Below are 22,005 nucleotides of genomic sequence, written 5' to 3' on the forward strand. Positions count from 1 at the left end.
GTACAAGACAACACACTTCAATAATTAAAATTTAAAAAATTCAGGAACATCACAATGCAACAGGCAAAATTTAACGCTTCTGCTTTCAAGCTTTCCTTAATTGCTTCTGCAATAGTTGGAATGCCTTTTTCAACATCGGTTCTTGCACAAGACCAGGCCGTTGTTGATGAACAAGATGTTGAGCAGATTCAAATTGTAGGTTCACGTCGCGTAGGTCGTACTGTCAATGATTCTCCGGTTCCTATCGATATTATCGATGCTTCTTCTATTGAAGCGACGGGCCTAACTGAAACTAACATGATCTTGAATCAGTTACTGCCAAGCTTTAATTTTCCTCAGCCATCTATTACTGACGGCACGGACCACGTGCGTCCAGCTCAGCTTCGCGGCTTAGCGCCAGACCATACACTCGTGTTGGTAAATGGTAAGCGCCGTCATACTTCAGCGTTACTTAACTTAAACGGCTCAGTGGGTCGAGGTTCTTCTGCGGTAGATTTAAATGCTATCCCAGCTAACGCGATTAAACGCATTGAAGTGTTGCGTGACGGTGCAGCGGCGCAATACGGTTCTGATGCTATCGCCGGTGTAATTAATATTGTTTTGAAAGATGCGGCTGAAGGCGGTGAAGTGTCGGCAACTTACGGTGCTAATGTCACATCGATGGACGGCGTTCCAAACCTTGAAGGGGTAAGTGTTGGTTCTGACGGTAATTTAGCATTTGATGAAGGCAGTGATCGAGAAGTAACCGACGGCCAAACCTTTACTCTTCGCGGCAATGTGGGTTTTGAGTGGGGCGACGACGGCTTCGTCAATGTTTCTGCTGAATATCGCGATCGCGGCCAAGCTAATCGCTCAGATTACGATCAGCGAGAAAACTATGCACGAGATGCTGAAGGCAACTTAGACCCTCGTGAACTTACGGTTAACCGCTACAACCACGTTTACGGTAACGGTGAAGTAGAAGACTATGCGCTGTTCATTAATGCGGGCAAAGCACTTACCGATAGTATTGAGTTTTACACCACAGCAGGTTACAGCGCTCGTGATTCAGTAGGTGGTGGCTTTTACCGTCGCGCTCAAGATTCGCGAAATGTTGTAGAGATTTACCCAGACGGTTTCTTACCCTCTATTCAAACCGACATTACAGATATGTCTCTGCTAGCGGGTATTAAAGGCTATGGTGATGTATGGAACTACGACTTGTCTGTTACGCACGGTGGTAACGAATTAGAATATGGCGTGATCAATACGCTTAATACATCGCTAGGCCCAACGAGCCAAACCGAGTTTGACGCAGGTACGCTTGAATATAACACCACAATTGTGAATGCAGACGCCTCGCGATTAGTTGATACGGGTTTATTCTACAGTGAAATGAACTTTGCAATGGGCGCAGAGTATCGTCACGAAAGCTATGAAATCACAGCAGGCGAAGAGGGATCTTACATTCAAGGTACGTTTGGTCCTGGTGGTGCTGTAACTGACCCTATTGACGGCCCATTTGGCGCAGCTGGCTCGCAAGTATTTCCTGGCTTTACACCAGAGTCTGCAGGTGAAAACAGCCGTCACAACTATAGCTTTTATGTGGATGTAGAAGCTGATGTGGTTGAGAACTGGAACGTAGCTGTGGCAGGGCGCTATGAAGATTATTCTGATTTTGGCAGCACGTTTAACTGGAAAATGTCGCACCGCGTAACACTAAGCGATGCATTTGCACTTCGAGCGTCAGTATCAACTGGCTTTAGAGCACCGTCGCTACAGCAGCAATTCTTTACCTCTATTGCGACGGTATTCGTTGATGGCGAACCGACTGAGACGGGCACGTTTGCACCATCAAGTGACGTAGCGCAAGCGCTAGGAAGCCCTGGTCTTGATGCGGAAGAGTCGAATAACTACAGTGCAGGTTTTACTTACTCGCCTACGGCCGACTTCAACTTAACGGTAGACTTCTATCGTATAGATATTGACGATCGTATTGTTTTGTCTAATAACCTATCAGGCGATGCAATCGAGGCATTATTAGAGGGAACCGGGGCTAACCAAGCACGATTCTTCTTAAACGCGATAGATTCGCGTACGGAGGGGGTGGATATTGTTTCTACGTATACGCTCAATACTTCGGAGTACGGTGCGTTTAACTTTAACGCGGGCGCCAATTTTAACGATAACGAAGTGACTAGCGTAATCGATGCGCCAGAGGTCTTGCAAAATGCGGGCTTTGACCAAGATAACCTTTTCAGTGATGTTGAACTGCGTCGCTTTGAGACTGCTTCACCTGACAGCAAACTGAACTTAGGGGTTACGTGGAATTACGACCGTTATACAACAACGTTACGTACTACGCGTTATGGTGAGGTGGAAGACCCATCGTCGGTTGAAGCGCGAAATGAGATCATTCCTTCAGAATGGATCACAGACTTAGACGTTCGCATTGCGCTAACGGAAGGGTTAACCGTTTCTGTAGGTGCCAACAACGTCTTTGATGTGTATCCAGAAACTACCCGTGAACTTGTGGATGATGTCACAACGTTCTCTCGCTTGTTCCCGTATTCAGGCTTCTCGCCTTACGGTTTCACTGGACGTTTTGTATACGGCAAGGTTGCTTACCGCTTTTAATTGAGAGCTTGCTGAACTAATAAAAGTAAAAGTTAGTTAGTTTGAAGTAGCCCCCAACGGTTGGATGTTCCAACTTTTGGGGGCTTTTCGTATTGCAATATTGAAATATTTACTTTGCTGACAGCGCAACGTAATCAAAATCAAAACCAAATGCTCTCGGTGATACCGCAGCAAGCGCTTGCTCTGATTTATAAAACTCGGGGCATTCTACTGCGATAATAGCTACCCGTTGGCCGTACTTAATACGCTCAGCATTAATAGGCTCACAGGTCTCAATATCTACAAGCACTATTAGGTCAGGAACACTTGCTAAAATCTTGTCGCCTTGTTTGGCTATCAGGTATTCATTTTTGATGTTTATGGTAACCGGAGGCTCACTGTTAAAGCTTGCCACGGTAAGCTCACCTACGTCGTAACCTCCCACAATAGCCACACTTTTATCGGTAACTTTACCTTCAAAAAGCAATTTGCACTGTCCGTAGACAGAGCTTTTAAAACATGCGTTTAAGTGTGGTATCATTTGCTGGACATGACCTCGATGCTGCATAAGCACTTTACCCAATGTAATAGCGAACGATACCGTGTGGGAAATGATGGCTGTTTTTATAAATTCACCTGACATGGGATGTTCTGCTGCCGTTATCATTCCGCCTGCTGCCATAGCAAAACTTCTAATATGGCGCTCATACGTTTGTGTATCTGACGTTGAAAAAGCCGCAGTGTTTCCTGCGTAATCTCGCGCCACCGCAGGTGTCGGCTTTGCGCCAGCAATAGCATAGGTCATCATTTGCGCTTCGGGTAAAGCGCGACCCATGCCATCGCCATCTATCATAGGCACGCCAGCGCCAGCGGCGGCAACTAGAGGTAGAAGCGAATTGCCGCCGCCAATTTCAAACGATGCAATAGCATCCACTTTTTTGTTTGTATGCTCTTCAAAAGCACGTAACGTATCTCCCGCTTCATCGATAGAGGGAAGAAGCTCTAAACTTACCGTAGGCGCACCCACTGCGCCCAGTGCAACCACGTAGTCGTTACTGTTTAAATCAGAAGGAGCAATAAGAGCAACAGGGCCGTATTCCAGCAAAGCTTGCTTTGCCAAAATCATAGGTAGGTAGGGATCGCCTCCACCACCCGTTGCTAGGAAAACCGAGCCCATACTTAGCGCTTCTAAATCTTCTATCGTTACATGTGTATTTCGCGTCATCTCAGTAGGCTCCTGTTTGTTGCTCAGAGAGTTGTGCATCGGCTCTTTCTACCGTAGCGATTTCGCCTACTACTTTGACTCTTACACGTCGTATATCACCATCCATGTAAGGCACTTCAGTTTCTTCAATATCAATGGTGCGAACCGTGTTTTTATTGGCACCTGCGGCTACGGCTTTATCTGTGGCAAGCTGAGTAACGTTGAATATCGCTTGGTTGCGCGACATTGAACGGTAAGACAGCATGCTCTCGGCTTCCCCTCCAATTTGCGCAATAGCAGCACCAATGGCGTTGGCTACATCGGCGTTTTCGGGGCGAATGACTTCACTTGCTGCGGGCAGTTCACCTTGTATCAACGCAGCTCCGCCACCCACAAGAATCACAGGAACTGGCGTGTTATCGGGTTTCATTATTTCTATATGATGATTTAAGGTTTCTCGCATGGTATTTATGGCGTTGTGCACAACTTCATGCGGTACATTTTTTACGTTTTCACTTTCACCAATCATTGCGTTGCCATTGGCTACAATAATATCTGTGGTGGTTAAGGTATTGCCGTTAAATACTAACGCCTCTTCTACTAACTTATGACCGCATGAATCTGGCCCAATACGCTTGCCTTCATCGCGCACAATACTGCCTCCGCCAAGGCCGACAGCGTTAATGTCTGGCATGCGAAAATTAGTCCGCACTCCTCCCACTTTTATTATTCGGTTCGACTCTCTTGGAAAGCCGTTTTGTAGTACGCCTATATCTGAAGTGGTTCCGCCAATATCAACCACGATAGCATTGTCTTTTCCGGTAAGTTTGTAGGCTCCTCTTAGTGAGTTTGTAGGGCCCGATGCAAAGGTAAGGGCTGGGTAGGCGCGCACAAAATCGGCATTCATTAATGTACCGTCGTTTTGGCTAATGAAAAACGGACAGCTAAATGCGTGTTGTTTTAACGCGCTTTCAAACGCATTAACCACTTTTTGTGCGAATGGACGCAAAGTCGCATTCAATATTGCGGCGTTTTCTCGCTCGAGCAGGCCAATACTACCAATTTGGTGAGACAAAGTTATTTCACAGTCTGGAATTTCAGTGTTGATAAGGTTGGCAAGCTGCAATTCCGGCTCTGCGTTCATTGTTGCAAATGCTGAAGCAATGGCAACAGACTTGATACCTTTATGTTTAATATCGGCAATGGCGGCTTCAATTTCTTGAAAATTGATGTCGGCCACAGGGTAGCCGTCATACAAATAGCCGCCGTGGCATTCGTAAATACTTGGATTAATGGCTTTTATCAATTCGTCAGGCCATTCAATCATTGGCGGGCAGCCTTTTCCGCTAGGCAGCGCTAAGCGAATTACTGCAATATCAGACAATTGACGTCGTTCAACAATAGCGTTAGTAAACTGCGTGGTGCCAATCATCACAGCACTAATGTTTTTTGCCGGTACCGACGCTTTCTTAAGTAGCGTATTAAGACTGTCAATAATACCGCTTGCGACGTCTGAAGTGGTTAACGATTTGTTAGTGGCTAAAATCGTCTCATTATCTAGCAGTACGGCGTCAGTATGTGTACCGCCAACATCAATGCCTATGCGCATAGAAGTGCCTCTGATTGGTTAGATTGAACAATAAATTGATAGATAAACGCGTTGCGCCGCATAAATTAAACTCACGGTTGAGCCCGTTGAACCGCAAGCTGACGCATGGTCATACAAACAATAAAGTGTAATGTTGCACTTGCTATTATTGCGTCTAAGGCGGTAATGCCTGTGATAAGGGTGATGGGTTGAAACAGGTCATAGCCAGCAATTCCAGCACCTACGGCCCAAGCTATTAACGCGCTATTGTGATCGGAACGTGTTGTATGGTGTTTTTTAGAAGTTACTTTCTCAGAAGGGTGGTGCTCGGAATAAACCTGCGAAAGATATAAGCTTTTATTAAGCACAAAAAAATCGACGGCGATAATGCCTGCAACCGGAATAAATACAGCAGTGAGGATTGATAAAAATAACACGAAAATGTCAAGAATATTGGCGAAAGCTGCAATCATGCCTACAAGCCCTAACCCAACAGCCACAACTTTCTGGCTTATGCGAGGTAGGCTGGCAGTAACTGCCAATTCTGCGCTGTATAAGTTTAATGCATTTAAAATCCAGCTACCCGCAACTATAATTAGCAATGACCAACTACCTATACCCATAGCCAGCAGAACATCAAGTATGTTGTCGGCGTTAAGTGCATAAGCAGCGTAGCCAGAGATAATGATTACAGCGCTTTGGGCAATTAGGTAAGACCAGAATGCGGTATATGCGCCACCTCTGCGCTCACGACTAAACCGAGTAATATCGGGTAATATGATAGCGCCAATTATGATTACCCCCACAATAAGGCTAACACCCTGACTAATAGAGCTTTTAGTGTGGTTTAAAGCAGTGGTGAAATGGCCAAAAGAGGTGACAGCAAGCGACTGGTATAAGAGAACGGCGCTGACTATTACCATTACAGGCACTAAGATAATCGACAAGCGGTTGATTATGTTAAACCCGTACATGGTAGTGAGTATCATTAGAACGCCCACAATAGCCTCAATTCCAATAGTTAGGGTTTTGTCTTGATTTTCGAGATTTAAAATGGCGGCAACGGAAGATGAAAATAAGTCTAGATTCAACCCGAACCAGCCCACTAATGAAATTGCGAAAAGTAAGTTGAGAAGCTGCGCACCGCGAGCTCCGAAGGCTACCTGAACGAGCATGTAGGAATTTTTGCGTGTGATAGAGCCAATAGAACCCATCACTCCCCCAACTAAGGTAAGCAGTGCACCACCAATTACCAACGTTATTGCAACTTGTTGCCAAGAAAGTAGTGAAAATAGCTCTATGCCTGTCATAAAGGTAGGTATAGAAAAGGAGACCATAGCTGACACGGCAGCAACCCTTGGCCATGAAACTAGCGCTTTATCTTCAATGCTTTGTTGTGATGTGTCGTATGGTGGTTCCATATCTTTTGCTCTAATTGAGTGAATACCCAGTGTAAGTGAGTTAAAAATGAATTTCTTACGTATGTTTATCGCTTTTAAAAAACTTTCTTTTTAAGTACAGTCGCAAAACAAAAGATAGTTTTGGTAGGAGAGAGCACATCGCTAAAAAGACCATTAAGCTAGATGAGTACAATAAAAAAATTCTAGCCACTATTCACAAGTACGCAGATCTATCTAATCAAGAATTAGCAGAGCGGGTAGGCCTGTCGGCAAGCGCATGCTTTCAGCGCAAAAAAGCGCTCCAGGAAGCAGGGTATTTTTTTAATTTTCACACCGAAATGGATTTAGACCGTATTTGCGAACATGTATTGGCTTATGTAGAGTTTTACCTTAAAAGCAATACTGCTCAGCAGCGGCGTCAGTTTGAAAATGCTTTGCAAGATATCCCTGAATTCATGGACTGCCTAAGAATGAGCGGTGACGTCGATTATATTTCATTCACATGCTCCCCTAACTATAATGCACTTAAGCAAATGTGTGACAGTTTGTCGGATAACCCAAGATTAGGGATAAACAGAATTGTTATCCGCCCAGTGTTAGAGCGTACTAAGTGGTACTTGGGTTATCCTCTTGAAAAGCTGAAGTGGATCGACTGACTTACATAGCTACTTTCATTTCACCATTGCGTGAGTGTTTTCATTCAGTCTTCAATCTTTTGTTTCCCAGATACCTCATCCCGGTCAAAGGTAACAGCGCATCTATGCGCATCGAGAAGCGCAAAGTCTTCTTTAGGAATGAAGGCGTCATAATCACGCTGAAGTTTAACTTGAGCTTCTTTTCGAATTTTACTGCGGCGGATAGCTGTTACAAAGCTGCGCATTTCGCGATGATTAGATAGTTCCAGTTCGGGTACAGCGACTGGCGAGCCGTTGTCATCTTTGGCTACCATGGTAAAAAAGCTATTGTTGGTGTGTTTAACTTCATTGCTTTTAATGTTTTCCGTGGTGACTTTTATCCCCACAACTAACGATGTGTTGCCAACATAATGTACGGTAGCATCAAGGTGAAGAAGATCACCAACCTCAACGGGCTGCAAGAACTCAACGCCATCCACAGTTACCGTAACGCAGTAAGCGCCTGCGTGCTTACTTGCACAGGCATAGGCTACCTTATCCATTAAAGATAAGATAACGCCACCATGTACTTTACCGCCAAAATTTGCGAAGGACGGTACCATTAATTCAGTCAGTCTTGTTCTCGAAAAAGCGACACTACGTGCAGTCATAAACAACCTTTAATCTAAAGCCCTTGAAAAGCGCTGGGTAAGCGTTCATATCAGTAATAGTTTTACCCTACCACAAATAATAAGGAATGGTTTTGGCACAAACGCATTTTTATCAACCAAAAGAAGGTCATGGTTTACCTCACGATCCGTTTAACGCGATTATTGCTCCGCGTCCTATAGGGTGGATTTCTACAAAGTCAAAAGCGGGTGTGCTAAATCTTGCCCCTTACAGCTTTTTCAATGCTTTAAACTATACCCCACCTATTATCGGTTTCTCTGTAGTAGGCAGTAAAAAAGATTCATTGGTAAACGTGCAGGAAACAGGTGAGTTTTGTTGGAATCTCGTATCGGAAGATTTAGTTACTGCAATGAATACAACGAGCAAACCTCTAGCGCCAGAGGAAAGTGAGTTCGACCATGCAGGTCTTCAGACCATAGACAGTGAAATAGTGCGGGTTCCTCGTGTAAAGGCGAGCAAAGTGAGCATGGAATGTAAACTTACCGATGTGGTACAGCTTAAGTCAGCGACAGGGGACACAGTTGGAAGCTGGTTTGTCATGGGTGAAGTCGTAGGTGTGCATATCGATAAGTCACTCATTGAAGATGGCGTTTATAAAACCCTAAAGGGGGCTCCGATTAGCCGTGGCGGTGGACGAGGAGACTATTTTAAGGTCTCCCAAGACAACTTTTTTGAGCTGCTAAGGCCTGAGTGATTGAGGTGGCGATACTATCTAGATAGTTGGTTGAGGTCTTCTTGTAAGGCCTCTATTTGTTCTAGCACTGCTAAAAACTTTTTTCCAAACTCTGTAACCTGGTATTCGACCCGAGGCGGAAGTTCGTGATAAACCGTTTTTTTCAAAATACCAAATTCAGTATTTTTCTTCAGGCACTGATTTAATACCTTAGTGCTTAGTCCGTCTACATTGCGCACCATTTCACCGGGTCGGTTAATACCATTAGCTAAGAGTTGGTAAACGGTGAGCGACCATTTACAGCCGTAAATCGTTTCTACCATGCGCGCACTTTGTTGAGGCGGGATCTTTCGCTCGATTTGTTTTTCTTTAGAATTCATAAAGATGTACCTAAAAGTACTTACTGTACCAAATTATACTTACTATTCATCGAGTTATCTAAGGCGTAAGGTTATCACGAATTGAAAACAGTGAGAGGAATTAAAATGTCACATTCGAACACTTTTTGTGAAAACGGTAATGCGTTGATTGTCGGCGGCTCTAGTGGCATTGGTCTTGCCACCGCTAAGCTATTGGTGAGCGAAGGCGTTAACGTTACGCTTGTGGGTAGAAATAAGCACAAACTGGAAGAAGCGGTAGAAGCGCTAAGTACATTCGCAAATACTTCAACAGTTAATTTAAACGCCATTCAAGCTGACTTGTATATCACGGAAGACGTAGAAAAATTGGTCAAGTATGTTGAAGAGGCCGCTATGCCTATCCATTATTTAATTAATGCCGCGGGTTATTTTAACCCTAAACCGTTTTTAGCTCATACACGTGAAGATTATGATATTTATCATGAGTTGAATAAAAGCCTATTTTTCATTACCCAAGCGGTAGCAAAAAAGATGTCACAACACCGCGCTGGTAGTATTGTTAATGTTGGTTCTATGTGGGCTAAGCAGGCTGTTAAGGCAACGCCGTCGTCTGCTTACTCCATGGCAAAAGCAGCGTTGCATTCACTTACTCAGCATCTGGCCATGGAGCTTGCCGACGATGGTATACGTGTAAATGCAGTATCGCCAGCGGTAGTTAAAACACCTATTTACAATGCATTCGTACCAGAAGAGCAAACCGATGAAGTATTAGAAGGTTTCAATGCGTTTCATCCGATAGGACGTATAGGAACTCCAGAAGACGTAGCCCATGGCATCCTTTATCTGTTATCAGAAAGAGCTAATTGGACTACCGGAACCGTATTAGATATTGATGGCGGTGTTATGGCAGGTAGAAACTAATAAATAGTACGTTTTCATTATCTTGCGTTGTCTTCACCTTGGTAATATAACGCGAGATAATGTTTGCTCCTAATTAGTGATACCGGCTTGCACGAAACAAAATGAGATGAACAACGATGCTAAATATGAATTTTGATGAACGCTTAGTAATCAACTCTGACCTGCAAGAGTGGCAGGCGTCACCTTCGCCAACGGTATGGCGCAAGCCTTTAGAGCGTGAGGCAAAGGAATCAGGGCATACCACTAGTATCGTCAAATACGAGGCGGGTGCTAACTTCAAGCAGCATAGCCATCCGTACGGAGAAGAAATTCTTGTACTAGAGGGCGTTTTCTCCGACGAGCATGGAGACTACCCAGCCGGCACCTATCTGCGTAACCCTCCTGGCAGTAAACACAGCCCTTTTAGCAAAGAAGGCTGCGTGATCTTGGTTAAACTGAATCAATTCGATAAGCGCGATTTGGCTGAGGTTAGGGTGAACACTAATACGGCAGAATGGCTTCAAGGGCAGGGCGGTTTACAAGTGATGCCGCTACACAACTTTGAACACGAGCATGTAGCTTTAGTCAAGTGGCCCGTTGGCGAAGTGTTTAAGCCTCACAGACACTTTGGTGGTGAAGAGATTTTTGTACTGTCAGGGGCGTTCAAAGATGAGCACGGTAAATATCCCAAAGGTACGTGGATAAGAAGCCCACATATGAGTCAGCATCATCCATACGTTGATGAGGAAACAGTAATTTGGGTGAAAACGGGGCATTTGCCTGTAGCATTGTAAATACAATAATTAAATAGATCTTGAAAAGAGGGGGATAACTGGTTAACTTTTCGGCTCTATTTTCAACAGAGAAGAACTGAGCATCTTAACAGTGTAAAGACACGGATAGTTTTAGCAGTCGCGTTTTAGAATAAGTTTACTTCTCTGAACCATTACCTCTTCTATTTTTGTTCTACGTTGTTCTTACAAAGTATGCTCTAAGCTATGAGTGTAATATGAAAAAATCAGCTAAACTACTCAAATATAGTACGGTTGCAATAATCACGTTGTCTGCATTAACAGCGTGCGGTGGAGGAGGTGGTTCCTCATCCTCTTCACCTACCACTGTAACACCTACTAACCCAACAACACCCACACCCCCTCCAAGCGGACTTTTTAGCAAGTATGAGGGGCTTAAGAATGAAGCGGTAGTAGACAGCACGTCGGCCTATGATATTGCTTATTATGTAACATCGGCTCTGGATACATCCGTCATGTTAGTGCATTCAGACGAATTCCCTTATGCCCGCTTCGATCGCGTATTAACCGACCACGAACAACCTACAGGAGAGGATTGTGAGTCTGGACAGTTAATTGTTGGTGAATTAAATAACGATACGTCTGAAGTTGAATACATTAATTGTGCTTTGGGGCCTTATACTTTTAATGGCAAGGGAAAACTGTTTGTGTCGTCTGTGTCATCTAATGGTGAGTCGTTTGAGGGAACCTTGTCATTCGATAGCTTAACCATCGACAATTCACGAATGGTTGCAAACTTCGAGGGTACGATTGAAGCATCTGTAGGTGAACAATACACCGAAGCTGCCACCTTAAACGGGCTGCTCACCTATGCGTCTTCAGGTGTTACAGTGTTTATTGATGATTTAGACATCGACACCACTATATCCGAGGACAATCCAGTGTTAGTTCCTGAAGGGAGGATGTATATCTCTCCTTATGGCTATATTGATATTACCACTATGAGTCCAGGTTCGTTTACCTCAGCGTCTATTGCTATCGCTATCACGGGGTCAAATTCACTCGTAATCAAAGAACGGGAAGGTGGGATCGTTTCTATTGGTCTGTTTAGTGACACAAACTCCGCTGAAGAGCCTACGTTAGTTATCCCTTTTTCTTTTATTGGCGACCAAGACTACCTGCGTGATGACAATACGGCGCCGGTTGTTAGCGTGTCTTCTACGTCACTTGAAGCTGACCGCAACGAGTTTACTTTATTAGATACAAGCGAAAGTAGCGATACTGATAACGACCTTCTTACTTTTCAATGGAGTGTTCTATCGGCCCCTGACGGTGCAGACGTTACATTTCAAAATAACGGTTTTAGCAACACTAGTGTAAGCATGTCGCAGTCAGGCCAATATCAGCTTCAGGTCATCGCTTTTGATGGAAAGGTTGAATCAGACCCTGTGACGGTGTCGGTTTATGTTAAACAAAGCCAGCCACAAATAGAGCTTGCGAGCTTAGCGTCTAACCTGCAGGTAGGCGAAGTATATTCAAATAATATAGAGATATTAAACCCAGAGGGGAACGGACCCTTTGAATTTAGGTTAGTTACGTCGCCGTTAGATATGCAAATAACCGATGACGGTAGCATTGAATGGAAAGCATTTGTGCCTAATTTTGGCTACCCGCTAGACGTTAACTTTGAAATAGAAGTGAGAAATCGCGATTATGCAACAAGGCTCAAGCACACACTTACAGTAGCTACCAACAGCACAGCGGACCCTGTTGTAGAGAATTTAACTTCAGACGCCGATGATTATGAGGTTTTGGGGAACATTGTCGCTAAAAGTGATGGCTATGCAGTGGGGAGCTTAAAAGGTGTATTTAGTTTAAACGAAGATAGAAGTACTTCATTCACTGAAGTAACGACTGCAGAGTTAGAGCCTACATTCATTTCTTTGTCGACTACGCCACTTGATGTTTACGGTTGGGAAGTATTTGACTCTACATTAGTGAGAAAGAGCTTTAACAGCAATGTAGTTGCAGAATACGCGATAGACGTAAATGGCAGTCCTCCAGAATTTAAATTTTTTGAAGCGAACGGTGTTAGTTATATTCTCGTAAGGGTAAATCAGTACATCTTCATTGTTGAGCAAGACAGCATGCAGGAAGTGGCTCAATTAACCCTATGGGGCCTTGAAGGAAGCGGACGAATAAGAGGGCTTAGTAGCTATACTTGGCAGGAAGACGACTATATTGCAATGGTAGTCGACGACCATCTCGTTATTTTACAAAAGACACCTGAAAGCTTTGAAGTCGTTAGGAAAGTGAAATATCCAACGGATCGAGAGGTGTATCTTGTGTCCGATGAGCCAGCTATTGTGAATACATACTTTGATGATAGCCCCTTTGTATCTATCATGGTAAGGGAGGTATTAAACGTTAACAGCACCAATCCACAAGAGCTTCTTTTCAATCACATTTATAATGTTATCGATGATAGCTTCGTTTCTGTTTACTCTAATTCAAGCACCGAGTTACCACGAATTACATCAGCAAATCGCCTCGACTATTGTAGCGAGTTTTCTGCTACAAAAGCTCACGGCGTAACATATGTCATTACCCCAGAGTTTAATTTAGCCGATGACTTGCAATATGACTCTCGCCAAGCTAAATCAAAAGTGTATGCATTAGATATGCATTCGGGGGAGCTTGTTTGGGAGTCTGACTTCTTATTGGCAGACTCAGAAAGAGATGCCAGTTTGAACAATAATATTTACTGTGATGAAGATAGTGAAGGTAATGTTAGGTTAACTTTTGCTACTGGCAAGGTACTTTATCAAACCCATTAAAATTGGTTTATAGAAACAAGAAGGGGCATCACTGATGCCCCTTCTTATATAAAGTTAAACCTTGAGCTTAATCCCACACGCCATCTTCAGACTTACCCTGAATCTCACAATCACCCACTTTGTATTCCATATTTGCGCCAGTGTCTTTTTTCTTAAAATAGTCTTTGCTGATAGAAACAATGGTTGGGGTCATCCATACAATAGCGATGATATTTATAACCGTCATTAAACCTAACGCCATATCGGCCATAGCCCATACTTGAGGTAGCGCTGCCTGTGCACCCCAATAAATCATGCCCAAGTAACCTATGGTATAGGCAGCACGGCCTATTTTGTTATCAAGTTTAAACATGTGTAGGTTACTTTCGCCATAAGCGTAGTTTGCCACTACAGATGTAAATGCAAACAAACTAATAGCGGCAGCTACAAAGTCTGTACCGCCTTCACCTAAGTGGCTGCTCATGGCGTCTTGCGTAAGGCGAATACCTTCCATTTGATCAGAGCTTGAACCGCCGGCAAGTAAAATAATAAATGCAGTAGACGTACAAAGTACTAAGGTATCTAAAAATACGCCCAGCATTTGGATATAGCCTTGCGATACAGGGTGATTAGGGTTTGGGGCAGCACCTGCTGCTGCATGGGGTACAGAGCCACTACCTGCTTCGTTTGAATAAAGGCCACGCTGAATACCATTTTTAACAGCGGCACCTAATGCGCCAGCGCCCGCCTCTTGCAAGCCAAAAGCTGACTTTACAATATCAAGCAGCATGGCAGGGAGTTCTGAAATATTGATAAAAGTAATGGCAAGTGCCACTAGCACATAGCCTATTCCCATAAAAGGAACAACAAACTCGGCAAAACGAGCAATACCTCTGAGCCCCCCCACAACAATCAATGCCGCTAAGGCTATGATTGCCATGCCTACGTATTCAGTAGGAAAGGAGTATGCATTGTTTAGCGCGTCGGTTATGGTGTTAGCCTGAACAGCACTAAAGATAAAGCCGTAACCTAAGAATAAACACAGAGAAAATGCTACTGCGAGCCAGGTTTTGTTTAACCCCTGTTTTATATAATACGCAGGACCTCCACGGAACTCACCGTTTTCGTCTCGCACTTTATAAAGTTGACCCAATACACTCTCAGCAAAACCTGTAGCCATGCCTAAAAGGGCAATCATCCACATCCAAAAGATGGCGCCTGAGCCACCTAAGGATATCGCTACGGCTACGCCTGCCAGGTTACCTGTGCCGACGCGGGCAGACAAGCTTGTGCATAAAGCCTGAAATGAACTAATTCCATCTTTAGTTGCGGTGTTACTGCCTTTAAGCAGGCTGAACATATGGCCAAAGTGCCTAATTTGTACACCGCCAAGTTTAACGGTAAACCAAATGCCACATACAAGTAGCATGACAATGAGTACTTGACCATCGCCCCAAAGAATATTGTTAACTAATGAAACGAATTCGTTTATCACGCACTTTCCTTCGTTATTGTTTTAATGGTTACTCGGCATAAAAAAATGAACTGAACATAACAGGTGCGCTGTCAGAACAAGGGCTTTCGCTAAGGTAAGTGTACGTTTGCTAAAACCTAAAATTAAACCGAGCTATATCGATAAAGAACCAATACTAGCACGACAATTAAAAGATAGGTCAACGAAAACGTAAAGAAACCATGACGTTTAATGCTATTTTATAGCGAATTTATTCTTTCGAAGAGCGAAGGAAAGCGTTTTGATATGTAAAAGCCAGCACAAACAAAAAAGCCGCTATAATAGCGGCTTTTTCTAAAATATGGCTGGGGTAACAGGACTCGAACCTATGAATGGCGGGATCAAAACCCGCTGCCTTACCAACTTGGCTATACCCCAATATTGGTGCGGAAGGAGAGACTTGAACTCTCACGCCGTGAAGCACTGGAACCTAAATCCAGCGTGTCTACCAATTCCACCACTTCCGCAATGTAGACTTCCAATTAAGGAATAAGTAAAAGTTGGTGGCTACGGCGAGATTCGAACTTGCGACCCCATCATTATGAGTGATGTGCTCTAACCAACTGAGCTACGTAGCCTAAACTTTTATCTTCAATAAAAAGCCGCTCGACGAGCGGCTTCTCAAGAATTTGGCTGGGGTAACAGGACTCGAACCTATGAATGGCGGGATCAAAACCCGCTGCCTTACCAACTTGGCTATACCCCAAATGGTGCGGAAGGAGAGACTTGAACTCTCACGCCGTGAAGCACTGGAACCTAAATCCAGCGTGTCTACCAATTCCACCACTTCCGCGTAGACGCTAGCTATAATAGTCATTCAAAAAAGAATGGCTGGGGTAACAGGACTCGAACCTATGAATGGCGGGATCAAAACCCGCTGCCTTACCAACTTGGCTATACCCCAGTTGTGGTGCGGAAGGAGAGACTTGAACTCTCACGCCGTGAAGCACTGGAACCTAAATCCAGCGTGTCTACCAATTCCACCACTTCCGCTTAGCTAGACTTTCCTAAAAGAGATAATAGAGAATTGGTGGCTACGGCGAGATTCGAACTTGCGACCCCATCATTATGAGTGATGTGCTCTAACCAACTGAGCTACGTAGCCTTGCTATTCTCTTCCCTCTCAGGAAGTGGCGCGTATTATGCGTATATGACTGGCAACCGTCAACCCCTTTTTTACTAACTTTTTTCAAATGCTCATTAAGTGTGCGCATTAGGGCGAAATACACACAAAAAGCCGTGAATTTGAACAACTTGTAAGGGGTAATGCCCTCTTTTACCAGGCTTTGTCACTGGCTTTTGTCTGGTAATAACACACGTCAATAGGGCGCGGACCATAGGTATTGTCATGAAAAAACGGGTTATCTAAGTTTCTTCCCGTATTAGCCCGCTTTTTATATTCTTCATGGTCTGGCGTTTGTAAAAAGTAAGGCGTCGTGTTGCTATCATGTATAAAAGCCTGCTTAATTGTACTCTCTTGAGTTATGTCATCTAGCACACCGCCTGTGTCCATATTCCCTCGTGGTAATTTTTGAAGCGCATCCATACCTTTTACCACACGGCCTACTATCGACATATTTCTATCTAAGTGTCGCGGCGCTTGCCCAATCACAATGTAAAACTCGGTACTGGCGGTATCTTTCTCGCTATTTCGAGCAAAAGCCACAACGCCAGGGCAGTGAAGCCCCCACATTTCCTTTCGGTTTTTATCAACGCCCACAGGAAACCCGTCTAGAAAGCCAGTGTGAGGTGCAAACATATCCTTAGATTCAACCACGTTTACGTTGCTATTAAGTGGCTGGGTAAATTCAGCACTTATTGGTCTAAGCAGAGTTGCTGCAAACTGAGCAGCGTTGTGAGTATCGTTGCTACCGGCCTGTGCGACAAATCCATCTACTACCCGATAAAACGCTTGCTCGTTGTAAAAGCCAGCTTCTATAAGGGCTTTAAACCTTGCGACATGTTTCGGTGCAAGGGTCGGGTTAAGGGCAATCACTACATCGTCATATGCTGTTTTAAACGTTACAGTATTACCTTGAGGTACTTGATACCAACTGGCTGTATTGCTCGCTAATACCGGCGTTTTTTCAACCTCAGTGGTGCTAGTTTGCGTAGTCACTGCATTAGTTTGGGTTTCATTCGCAAGAGAAAAGTTTGCAAAGCCCAATAAACACAACGCCGTGATTGAGGCTTTAAAAACTGAAAGCCGTTTAGTACGCTTTAGTTTGCGACAAGACAAGGTTAAAGAGTGTGAAGAGGTAAGCTGATCAGGAGTCATTACAAAAGCCATTAGTTTTTTACTAGTTATATCAGCCCTATGTGCGCTTCACAATTATTCAAAACAAACAAAAAAGCCACCTTGCGGTGGCTTTGAAAAAATAGGGCTAAATTCTACACCAGAAATTAGACGTTAAAGCGGAAGTGAATAACGTCGCCATCTTTAACAATGTATTCTTTGCCTTCAAGACGCCATTTACCTGCGTCTTTCGCACCTTGCTCGCCGTTGAACTCAACAAAGTGCTCGTAGCCCACGATTTCAGCGCGGATAAAGCCTTTTTCAAAATCGGTGTGAATCTTACCTGCTGCTTGTGGCGCTGTTGAACCTTCAGGGAAAGTCCACGCGCGTACTTCTTTTACTCCTGCAGTGAAGTAAGTTTGAAGTGTAAGTAAGTTATAGCCAGCGCGAATTACGCGGTTAAGACCTGGCTCTTCCAAGCCCATGTCTTGCATAAACTCTTCGCGCTCGTCATCTTCAAGCTCAGCAATATCAGACTCAATAGATGCGCAAACGGCTACTACAGTAGCATTCTCGCCAGATGCTATCTCTTTTACCTGGTCAAGATACGGGTTGTTTTCGAAGCCGTCTTCATCAACATTAGCAATGTACATGGTAGGCTTAAGCGTAAGCATATTCATATAGCTAATTGCTGCGAGTTCTTCTTTTGTAAGTTCAAGTGAACGAAGCAACAAGCCTTCATCTAGGTGTGGCTTAATCTTCTCAAGCACTTTCATTTCGTATTTGGCATCAGCGTCGCCGCCTTTAGCGCGTTTCGCTACACGGTGAAGTGCTTTTTCCGTTGTTTCTAGATCTGAAAGTGCAAGTTCTGTATTGATAACGTCGATATCATCTTTCGGGCTAACGCGACCTGCAACATGAACAATATTTTCATCGTCGAAGCAGCGTACTACGTGACCGATAGCATCTGTTTCACGGATGTTTGCTAGGAATTTATTACCTAAGCCTTCACCTTTAGATGCACCTTCTACCAAACCCGCAATATCAACGAATTCCATAGTGGTTGGAATAACGCGCTGTGGATTTACGATTTCAGCCAACTTGTCCAAACGAAGATCTGGCACAGGTACTACACCTGTGTTTGGCTCGATGGTACAGAAAGGGAAGTTTGCCGCTTCAATACCTGCTTTTGTTAATGCATTGAAAAGTGTTGATTTACCTACGTTTGGTAGGCCAACAATACCGCATTTAAAACCCATGGTATGGATCCTTAGTTTGGAAAAGTGATAACTGACTAGGTTTACCCTTTGTGAGAGTGCAACCTATTTTGTGCTTGTTTAAGGTCTTCTTTCAGCAAAATTTCTGTACAGCGTACCGCTTCATCAACGGCACTTTCAATAGCTGCTTTTTCATCAGCTGGTGGCTTACCAAGAACATGGCCGGTTACTCGGCTCTTATGACCTGGATGACCAATACCTATGCGCAAACGCAAAAAATTCTTGTTGTTACCCATTTTAGCCACAATGTCACGTACGCCGTTTTGACTAGAACTTCCGCCCACTTTGTATTTCGCTACACCGGGAGGCAAATCTAATTCGTCAAACGCAACTAATATTTGTTCTGGTTCTATACGGTAAAAATTGGCCAGTGCTGCTACGGCTTGCCCACTTTTATTCATAAACGTGGTGGGGTAGAGCAATCGGACATCTTTGCCAGCAATAGTAATGCGAGCAGTCTTACCGAAGAATTTGGTTTCTGGTTTTAGCGGGGCGTTGTAGGTGTCGGCAAGTTGGTTAAGAAACCATTCACCGGCATTGTGTCGGGTATTTTCATATTCGGGGCCTGGATTACCCAGGCCCACGATTAGGCGGATATCAGCCAAGAGGATTATTCCTCTGAAGCTGCTTCTTCGCCGTCTTCTTCTGCGTCAGCCGCTTTAGGAGCAGGCTTAACAGTCACAACTGCTAGGTCGTGAGCTTCGTCGTTCTTAGCAAGTTCTACAGAAGCAACGCCAGCTGGAAGTGTTAGGTCAGAAAGGTGTAGCGTTTGACCCATTTCAACAGCAGCCATGTCTACTTCGATGAACTCAGGAAGATCTTTAGGCTGACAAGTAACTTCGATTTCAGTTACGTGGTGCTCAGCAATACCGCCAGCTTTAACAGCAGCAGAAGCTTCTTCGTTTACGAAGTGAATTGGAACGTTAGTGTGAACGTCTTGACCAGCGATAACACGTTGGAAGTCAATGTGCATGATCTTTGGCTTGTACGGGTGACGTTGCATGTCTTTAACTAGAACTTCAACAACTTTACCGTCTAGGTTTAGCTCAAGAACGTGTGAGTAAAACGCTTCAAAGTCAGCAGAGTTGTTTACTTTGTTGTGATCTAGTGTGATAGAAACTGGTGCTTCTTCACCACCGTAGATGATACCAGGAAGCTTTTCTTCGCGACGTAGGCGGCGGCTCGCACCTTTCCCTAGGTCTGTACGAACAGAAGCGTCTAGTTTGAAATTTGCTTCAGACATTGTCTGTCTCCAAAAAATATAAGTATAGTGATGTGGATTTTTGCGACCAAAACCCACTGTAAATTGGTGTGAATTACGCTTAAAAATTAATTTTAAAGTACAATAAAACACCAGCCCAAAATTCAAGGGCGGCGAATTCTAACACCACCTACCACAACATACAATTACCAACGCAGATAAAAACAGAAGTGAGTAAGTATTAAAAGCGCGCCGAAGCGCGCTTACATTCTACCAAGGTCAATATAATAGGCTGCCTTTTATCCGAGCTATTTATTGTGGTCAATCAGCTTTATATTGAGACCTTCAATGTTTTCGCTTATTTCGTCAGCACAACCCTATAATGGGCTTTGCCTTCTCGAAGCCGTTCAATGGCATCATTTACATCATCAAACTTAAAGGTCTCGATAACAGGTTCAATATTATGCTGGGCCGCGAAATCAAGCATAGTTTTGATGGTTGCTGGGCTACCTACCGGTGAACCTGACACGCTTTTTTGCCCACCAATTAAATTAAATGCACCTATATCAAGAGGTTCAAGGGTAGCCCCTACAAAGTGAAGCCGACCTTTCGGTGCCAATGTAGATAGATACAGATTCCAGTCTAGCTTTACATTGACGGTTGAAATAATGAGGTCGAACCTACCGCGCGCTTTCTTTATCTCGTTTTCATCACGGCTCTTGATTGTATCTGATGCACCTAACTCTAACGCTTCTTTCTTTTTTGATTCGCTTGAAGTGAACGCGACTACTTTGCACCCCCAGGCGTTTAAAAACTGCAGAGCAAGATGTCCTAGACCACCAATGCCGATAACTCCAACTTCACTTGCTGGGCTAATGCCAAACTGGACAAGGGGGTTGAATACAGTAATGCCGCCGCAAAACAAAGGCCCAGCCTTCGTGCTATCGATAGAATCGGGAAGAGCAATAACCGCCCGCGCCTGAGCGCGTACTTTATCTGCAAATCCGCCGTGTCGACCACCTATAGTCATAGTAGCGTCGGCACACAGGTTGTGATCGCCCGCTTCGCAAGTTCTACAGCTATTACAATAGGCTGAATGCCAACCTAAGCCTACGCGCTGGCCTACCTTAAGAAAGGTGACATGTTCGCCTACTTGACTAATAGTACCTACCACCTCGTGTCCCGGTACAAAAGGGTACTCGGTCATACCCCATTCATTATCAAGCATGCTTAAATCACTGTGGCAGATGCCACAGCTTTCAACGTCTATTTCAACATCATGCGAAGCAAGTTCGCCGGGTTCGTATTGAAACTTTTCCAATTTTCCGCCTGCTTCTTTAGCGGCATATGCATTAATCATTAACAACCATCCTTTTATTCATAGCAGAGTATTTTTAGTGCAAGAGCAAAGGGATGTGCAGCTTAGCTCTCTGCCTTATTACAAGAACAAGTTATTTGCTACTTGTTTCGCATAGAGCGCGATCATTTTGTTTGTAGGTTATCAATGACTTTGCTGGTATCAAGCACTTTAACGCTTGATACTTGAAGTACAGTACCAAATTGAGTGAACGTCATCATATCAGGCTTAGGTGTACCTTTAACTTCAACAACAAGGCCATTCTTTTGATAGGTTTTATCTAGGCCATGCAGTGTATAGCGGTCGCCATTCTCAGCAATAAAAGCAAAAAAACCACCTTCTAAGTCTTTATATATGATGCTGCCTTTCATAGAAACTTCACCTTTTACGTTCTCCTCAACGGCTTCAGCTTGTGTTACAGGCTCGGCAACCAGTTCTTTAGGCATAGATTCAGCTCCAGTATCCGTCTGCTTTTCTTTATCAACCATGGTGACGTCCTTATTCGTTTCTTCTTGAGAGCAAGCTACAAGCGAAAATACAGAAGTAAGCATAAGTGCGAGTTTAAGGTGATGTGTTTTCATTCTTATATTCCTCTATTAAATAAGAGTAGGGTTTTATTGTTAGTGCGTATTTAGCGCCGAGTTAGTGCCTAGTGCGCAGCTGTGTATAACTTTTAGCTTCCGCTGATTAAAACGTTTCTTTGTTTTACAGTTTTCCATGGCGTTTAAGTAATTTCTACAAAAAACACAGAAACCTATACATATTTTTCACGTTACAAAAAAAGTTAGGCTTATTTTTTTGAAGAAAAAGTGTTTTGATTTTTACAAAGG

18 protein-coding genes, 8 tRNA genes and 1 pseudogene are annotated in these 22,005 nt (G+C 43.9%); 7 read left to right on the forward strand and 20 right to left on the reverse strand.

Annotated elements, in window-relative coordinates; all coding sequences use genetic code 11:
- Window positions 1-54: 54 nt before the first annotated feature.
- Window positions 55-2,616 (forward strand): TonB-dependent siderophore receptor, encoded by a 2,562-nt coding sequence (locus KL866_RS15950; protein ID WP_025254758.1) that lies wholly within the window; start codon window positions 55-57, stop codon window positions 2,614-2,616.
- 109 nt (window positions 2,617-2,725) lie between these two features.
- On the opposite strand, the gene KL866_RS15955 is transcribed toward KL866_RS15950, so the two are convergent.
- The 3 genes from KL866_RS15955 to KL866_RS15965 form a co-directional block, all read right to left on the reverse strand.
- The gene (locus KL866_RS15955; protein WP_214995941.1) at window positions 2,726-3,820 is read right to left on the reverse strand and encodes a DUF917 domain-containing protein; all 1,095 of its coding nucleotides are present in this window, start codon (window positions 3,818-3,820) and stop codon (window positions 2,726-2,728) included.
- Window position 3,821: 1 nt separating this feature from the next.
- Window positions 3,822-5,408 (reverse strand): hydantoinase/oxoprolinase family protein, encoded by a 1,587-nt coding sequence (locus tag KL866_RS15960; RefSeq protein ID WP_025254760.1) that lies wholly within the window; start codon window positions 5,406-5,408, stop codon window positions 3,822-3,824.
- Between the two features lie 71 nt (window positions 5,409-5,479).
- Window positions 5,480-6,808 (reverse strand): cytosine permease, encoded by a 1,329-nt coding sequence (locus KL866_RS15965; protein WP_214995943.1) that lies wholly within the window; start codon window positions 6,806-6,808, stop codon window positions 5,480-5,482.
- A 152-nt stretch (window positions 6,809-6,960) separates the two neighbouring features.
- On the opposite strand from KL866_RS15965, the pseudogene KL866_RS20505 reads away from it, so the two are divergent.
- A pseudogene (locus tag KL866_RS20505) lies at window positions 6,961-7,092 on the forward strand (Lrp/AsnC family transcriptional regulator); the annotation flags it as partial.
- A 33-nt stretch (window positions 7,093-7,125) separates the two neighbouring features.
- On the forward strand, window positions 7,126-7,443 hold the full coding sequence (locus tag KL866_RS20380) for an Lrp/AsnC ligand binding domain-containing protein (protein WP_251140110.1): 318 nt from the start codon (window positions 7,126-7,128) through the stop codon (window positions 7,441-7,443).
- Window positions 7,444-7,487: 44 nt separating this feature from the next.
- On the opposite strand, the gene KL866_RS15975 is transcribed toward KL866_RS20380, so the two are convergent.
- Window positions 7,488-8,072, reverse strand: coding sequence for an acyl-CoA thioesterase (locus KL866_RS15975; RefSeq protein ID WP_025254763.1), 585 nt, complete (start codon window positions 8,070-8,072; stop codon window positions 7,488-7,490).
- Between the two features lie 92 nt (window positions 8,073-8,164).
- Between KL866_RS15975 and KL866_RS15980 the strand changes: the two genes are divergently transcribed.
- On the forward strand, window positions 8,165-8,785 hold the full coding sequence (locus KL866_RS15980) for a flavin reductase family protein (protein ID WP_214995945.1): 621 nt from the start codon (window positions 8,165-8,167) through the stop codon (window positions 8,783-8,785).
- 14 nt (window positions 8,786-8,799) lie between these two features.
- On the opposite strand, the gene KL866_RS15985 is transcribed toward KL866_RS15980, so the two are convergent.
- Entirely contained in the window at window positions 8,800-9,144 is a 345-nt protein-coding gene (locus tag KL866_RS15985) for a helix-turn-helix domain-containing protein (protein ID WP_214995947.1), read from the reverse strand.
- Window positions 9,145-9,249: 105 nt separating this feature from the next.
- Between KL866_RS15985 and KL866_RS15990 the strand changes: the two genes are divergently transcribed.
- From KL866_RS15990 to KL866_RS16000, 3 genes are all read left to right on the forward strand, one after another.
- On the forward strand, window positions 9,250-10,044 hold the full coding sequence (locus tag KL866_RS15990) for an SDR family NAD(P)-dependent oxidoreductase (RefSeq protein WP_214995949.1): 795 nt from the start codon (window positions 9,250-9,252) through the stop codon (window positions 10,042-10,044).
- A gap of 116 nt (window positions 10,045-10,160) precedes the next feature.
- Window positions 10,161-10,817, forward strand: coding sequence for a cupin domain-containing protein (locus KL866_RS15995; protein WP_025254767.1), 657 nt, complete (start codon window positions 10,161-10,163; stop codon window positions 10,815-10,817).
- Window positions 10,818-11,032: 215 nt separating this feature from the next.
- Window positions 11,033-13,612, forward strand: coding sequence for a hypothetical protein (locus KL866_RS16000; protein WP_214995951.1), 2,580 nt, complete (start codon window positions 11,033-11,035; stop codon window positions 13,610-13,612).
- A gap of 67 nt (window positions 13,613-13,679) precedes the next feature.
- Here the strand turns inward: KL866_RS16000 and KL866_RS16005 are convergent, their stop codons facing one another.
- The 15 genes from KL866_RS16005 to KL866_RS16075 form a co-directional block, all read right to left on the reverse strand.
- Complete coding sequence (locus tag KL866_RS16005; RefSeq protein WP_025254769.1) at window positions 13,680-15,086, reverse strand: sodium:alanine symporter family protein; 1,407 nt, start codon at window positions 15,084-15,086, stop codon at window positions 13,680-13,682.
- Window positions 15,087-15,406: 320 nt separating this feature from the next.
- Window positions 15,407-15,482: transfer RNA gene (locus KL866_RS16010), tRNA-Gln, on the reverse strand.
- Window positions 15,483-15,486: 4 nt separating this feature from the next.
- Window positions 15,487-15,571: transfer RNA gene (locus KL866_RS16015), tRNA-Leu, on the reverse strand.
- 34 nt (window positions 15,572-15,605) lie between these two features.
- Window positions 15,606-15,682, reverse strand: a tRNA-Met gene (locus tag KL866_RS16020).
- A 52-nt stretch (window positions 15,683-15,734) separates the two neighbouring features.
- Window positions 15,735-15,810: transfer RNA gene (locus tag KL866_RS16025), tRNA-Gln, on the reverse strand.
- Between the two features lie 2 nt (window positions 15,811-15,812).
- Window positions 15,813-15,897: transfer RNA gene (locus KL866_RS16030), tRNA-Leu, on the reverse strand.
- A gap of 35 nt (window positions 15,898-15,932) precedes the next feature.
- Window positions 15,933-16,008: transfer RNA gene (locus tag KL866_RS16035), tRNA-Gln, on the reverse strand.
- Between the two features lie 4 nt (window positions 16,009-16,012).
- Window positions 16,013-16,097: transfer RNA gene (locus KL866_RS16040), tRNA-Leu, on the reverse strand.
- 35 nt (window positions 16,098-16,132) lie between these two features.
- Window positions 16,133-16,209 (reverse strand) — tRNA-Met (locus tag KL866_RS16045).
- Between the two features lie 171 nt (window positions 16,210-16,380).
- Window positions 16,381-17,382 (reverse strand): peptidylprolyl isomerase, encoded by a 1,002-nt coding sequence (locus KL866_RS16050; protein WP_025254770.1) that lies wholly within the window; start codon window positions 17,380-17,382, stop codon window positions 16,381-16,383.
- A gap of 125 nt (window positions 17,383-17,507) precedes the next feature.
- On the reverse strand, window positions 17,508-18,599 hold the full coding sequence (ychF, locus tag KL866_RS16055; protein WP_025254771.1) for a redox-regulated ATPase YchF: 1,092 nt from the start codon (window positions 18,597-18,599) through the stop codon (window positions 17,508-17,510).
- A gap of 41 nt (window positions 18,600-18,640) precedes the next feature.
- Window positions 18,641-19,222 carry an aminoacyl-tRNA hydrolase gene (gene pth, locus KL866_RS16060; protein WP_025254772.1) on the reverse strand — a complete coding sequence of 194 codons (582 nt, stop codon included), beginning with the start codon at window positions 19,220-19,222 and terminating at the stop codon, window positions 18,641-18,643.
- A gap of 5 nt (window positions 19,223-19,227) precedes the next feature.
- Window positions 19,228-19,860: a 50S ribosomal protein L25/general stress protein Ctc gene (locus KL866_RS16065; protein WP_025254773.1), complete on the reverse strand. Its 633-nt coding sequence runs from the start codon at window positions 19,858-19,860 to the stop codon at window positions 19,228-19,230.
- Window positions 19,861-20,176: 316 nt separating this feature from the next.
- Window positions 20,177-21,178 (reverse strand): NAD(P)-dependent alcohol dehydrogenase, encoded by a 1,002-nt coding sequence (locus KL866_RS16070; RefSeq protein ID WP_214995953.1) that lies wholly within the window; start codon window positions 21,176-21,178, stop codon window positions 20,177-20,179.
- Window positions 21,179-21,300: 122 nt separating this feature from the next.
- Window positions 21,301-21,756: a hypothetical protein gene (locus KL866_RS16075; protein ID WP_025254775.1), complete on the reverse strand. Its 456-nt coding sequence runs from the start codon at window positions 21,754-21,756 to the stop codon at window positions 21,301-21,303.
- Between the last annotated feature and the right edge of the window lie 249 nt (window positions 21,757-22,005).

It is taken from the genome of Alteromonas sp. ALT199, from assembly GCF_018619335.1.
Classification (GTDB): domain Bacteria; phylum Pseudomonadota; class Gammaproteobacteria; order Enterobacterales; family Alteromonadaceae; genus Alteromonas.

Coding starts and splice junctions, on each gene's coding strand:
- KL866_RS15990 (WP_214995949.1), top strand. CDS start 9,250: ATGTCACATTCGAACACTTTTTGTGAAAACGGTAATGCGTTGATTGTC.
- KL866_RS16065 (WP_025254773.1), bottom strand. CDS start 19,860: ATGTCTGAAGCAAATTTCAAACTAGACGCTTCTGTTCGTACAGACCTA.
- KL866_RS15975 (WP_025254763.1), bottom strand. CDS start 8,072: ATGACTGCACGTAGTGTCGCTTTTTCGAGAACAAGACTGACTGAATTA.
- KL866_RS20380 (WP_251140110.1), top strand. CDS start 7,126: ATGGATTTAGACCGTATTTGCGAACATGTATTGGCTTATGTAGAGTTT.
- ychF (WP_025254771.1), bottom strand. CDS start 18,599: ATGGGTTTTAAATGCGGTATTGTTGGCCTACCAAACGTAGGTAAATCA.
- KL866_RS16000 (WP_214995951.1), top strand. CDS start 11,033: ATGAAAAAATCAGCTAAACTACTCAAATATAGTACGGTTGCAATAATC.
- KL866_RS15955 (WP_214995941.1), bottom strand. CDS start 3,820: ATGACGCGAAATACACATGTAACGATAGAAGATTTAGAAGCGCTAAGT.
- KL866_RS16075 (WP_025254775.1), bottom strand. CDS start 21,756: ATGAAAACACATCACCTTAAACTCGCACTTATGCTTACTTCTGTATTT.
- KL866_RS16070 (WP_214995953.1), bottom strand. CDS start 21,178: ATGATTAATGCATATGCCGCTAAAGAAGCAGGCGGAAAATTGGAAAAG.
- KL866_RS15950 (WP_025254758.1), top strand. CDS start 55: ATGCAACAGGCAAAATTTAACGCTTCTGCTTTCAAGCTTTCCTTAATT.
- KL866_RS15960 (WP_025254760.1), bottom strand. CDS start 5,408: ATGCGCATAGGCATTGATGTTGGCGGTACACATACTGACGCCGTACTG.
- KL866_RS16050 (WP_025254770.1), bottom strand. CDS start 17,382: ATGACTCCTGATCAGCTTACCTCTTCACACTCTTTAACCTTGTCTTGT.
- KL866_RS15995 (WP_025254767.1), top strand. CDS start 10,161: ATGCTAAATATGAATTTTGATGAACGCTTAGTAATCAACTCTGACCTG.
- KL866_RS15985 (WP_214995947.1), bottom strand. CDS start 9,144: ATGAATTCTAAAGAAAAACAAATCGAGCGAAAGATCCCGCCTCAACAA.
- KL866_RS15965 (WP_214995943.1), bottom strand. CDS start 6,808: ATGGAACCACCATACGACACATCACAACAAAGCATTGAAGATAAAGCG.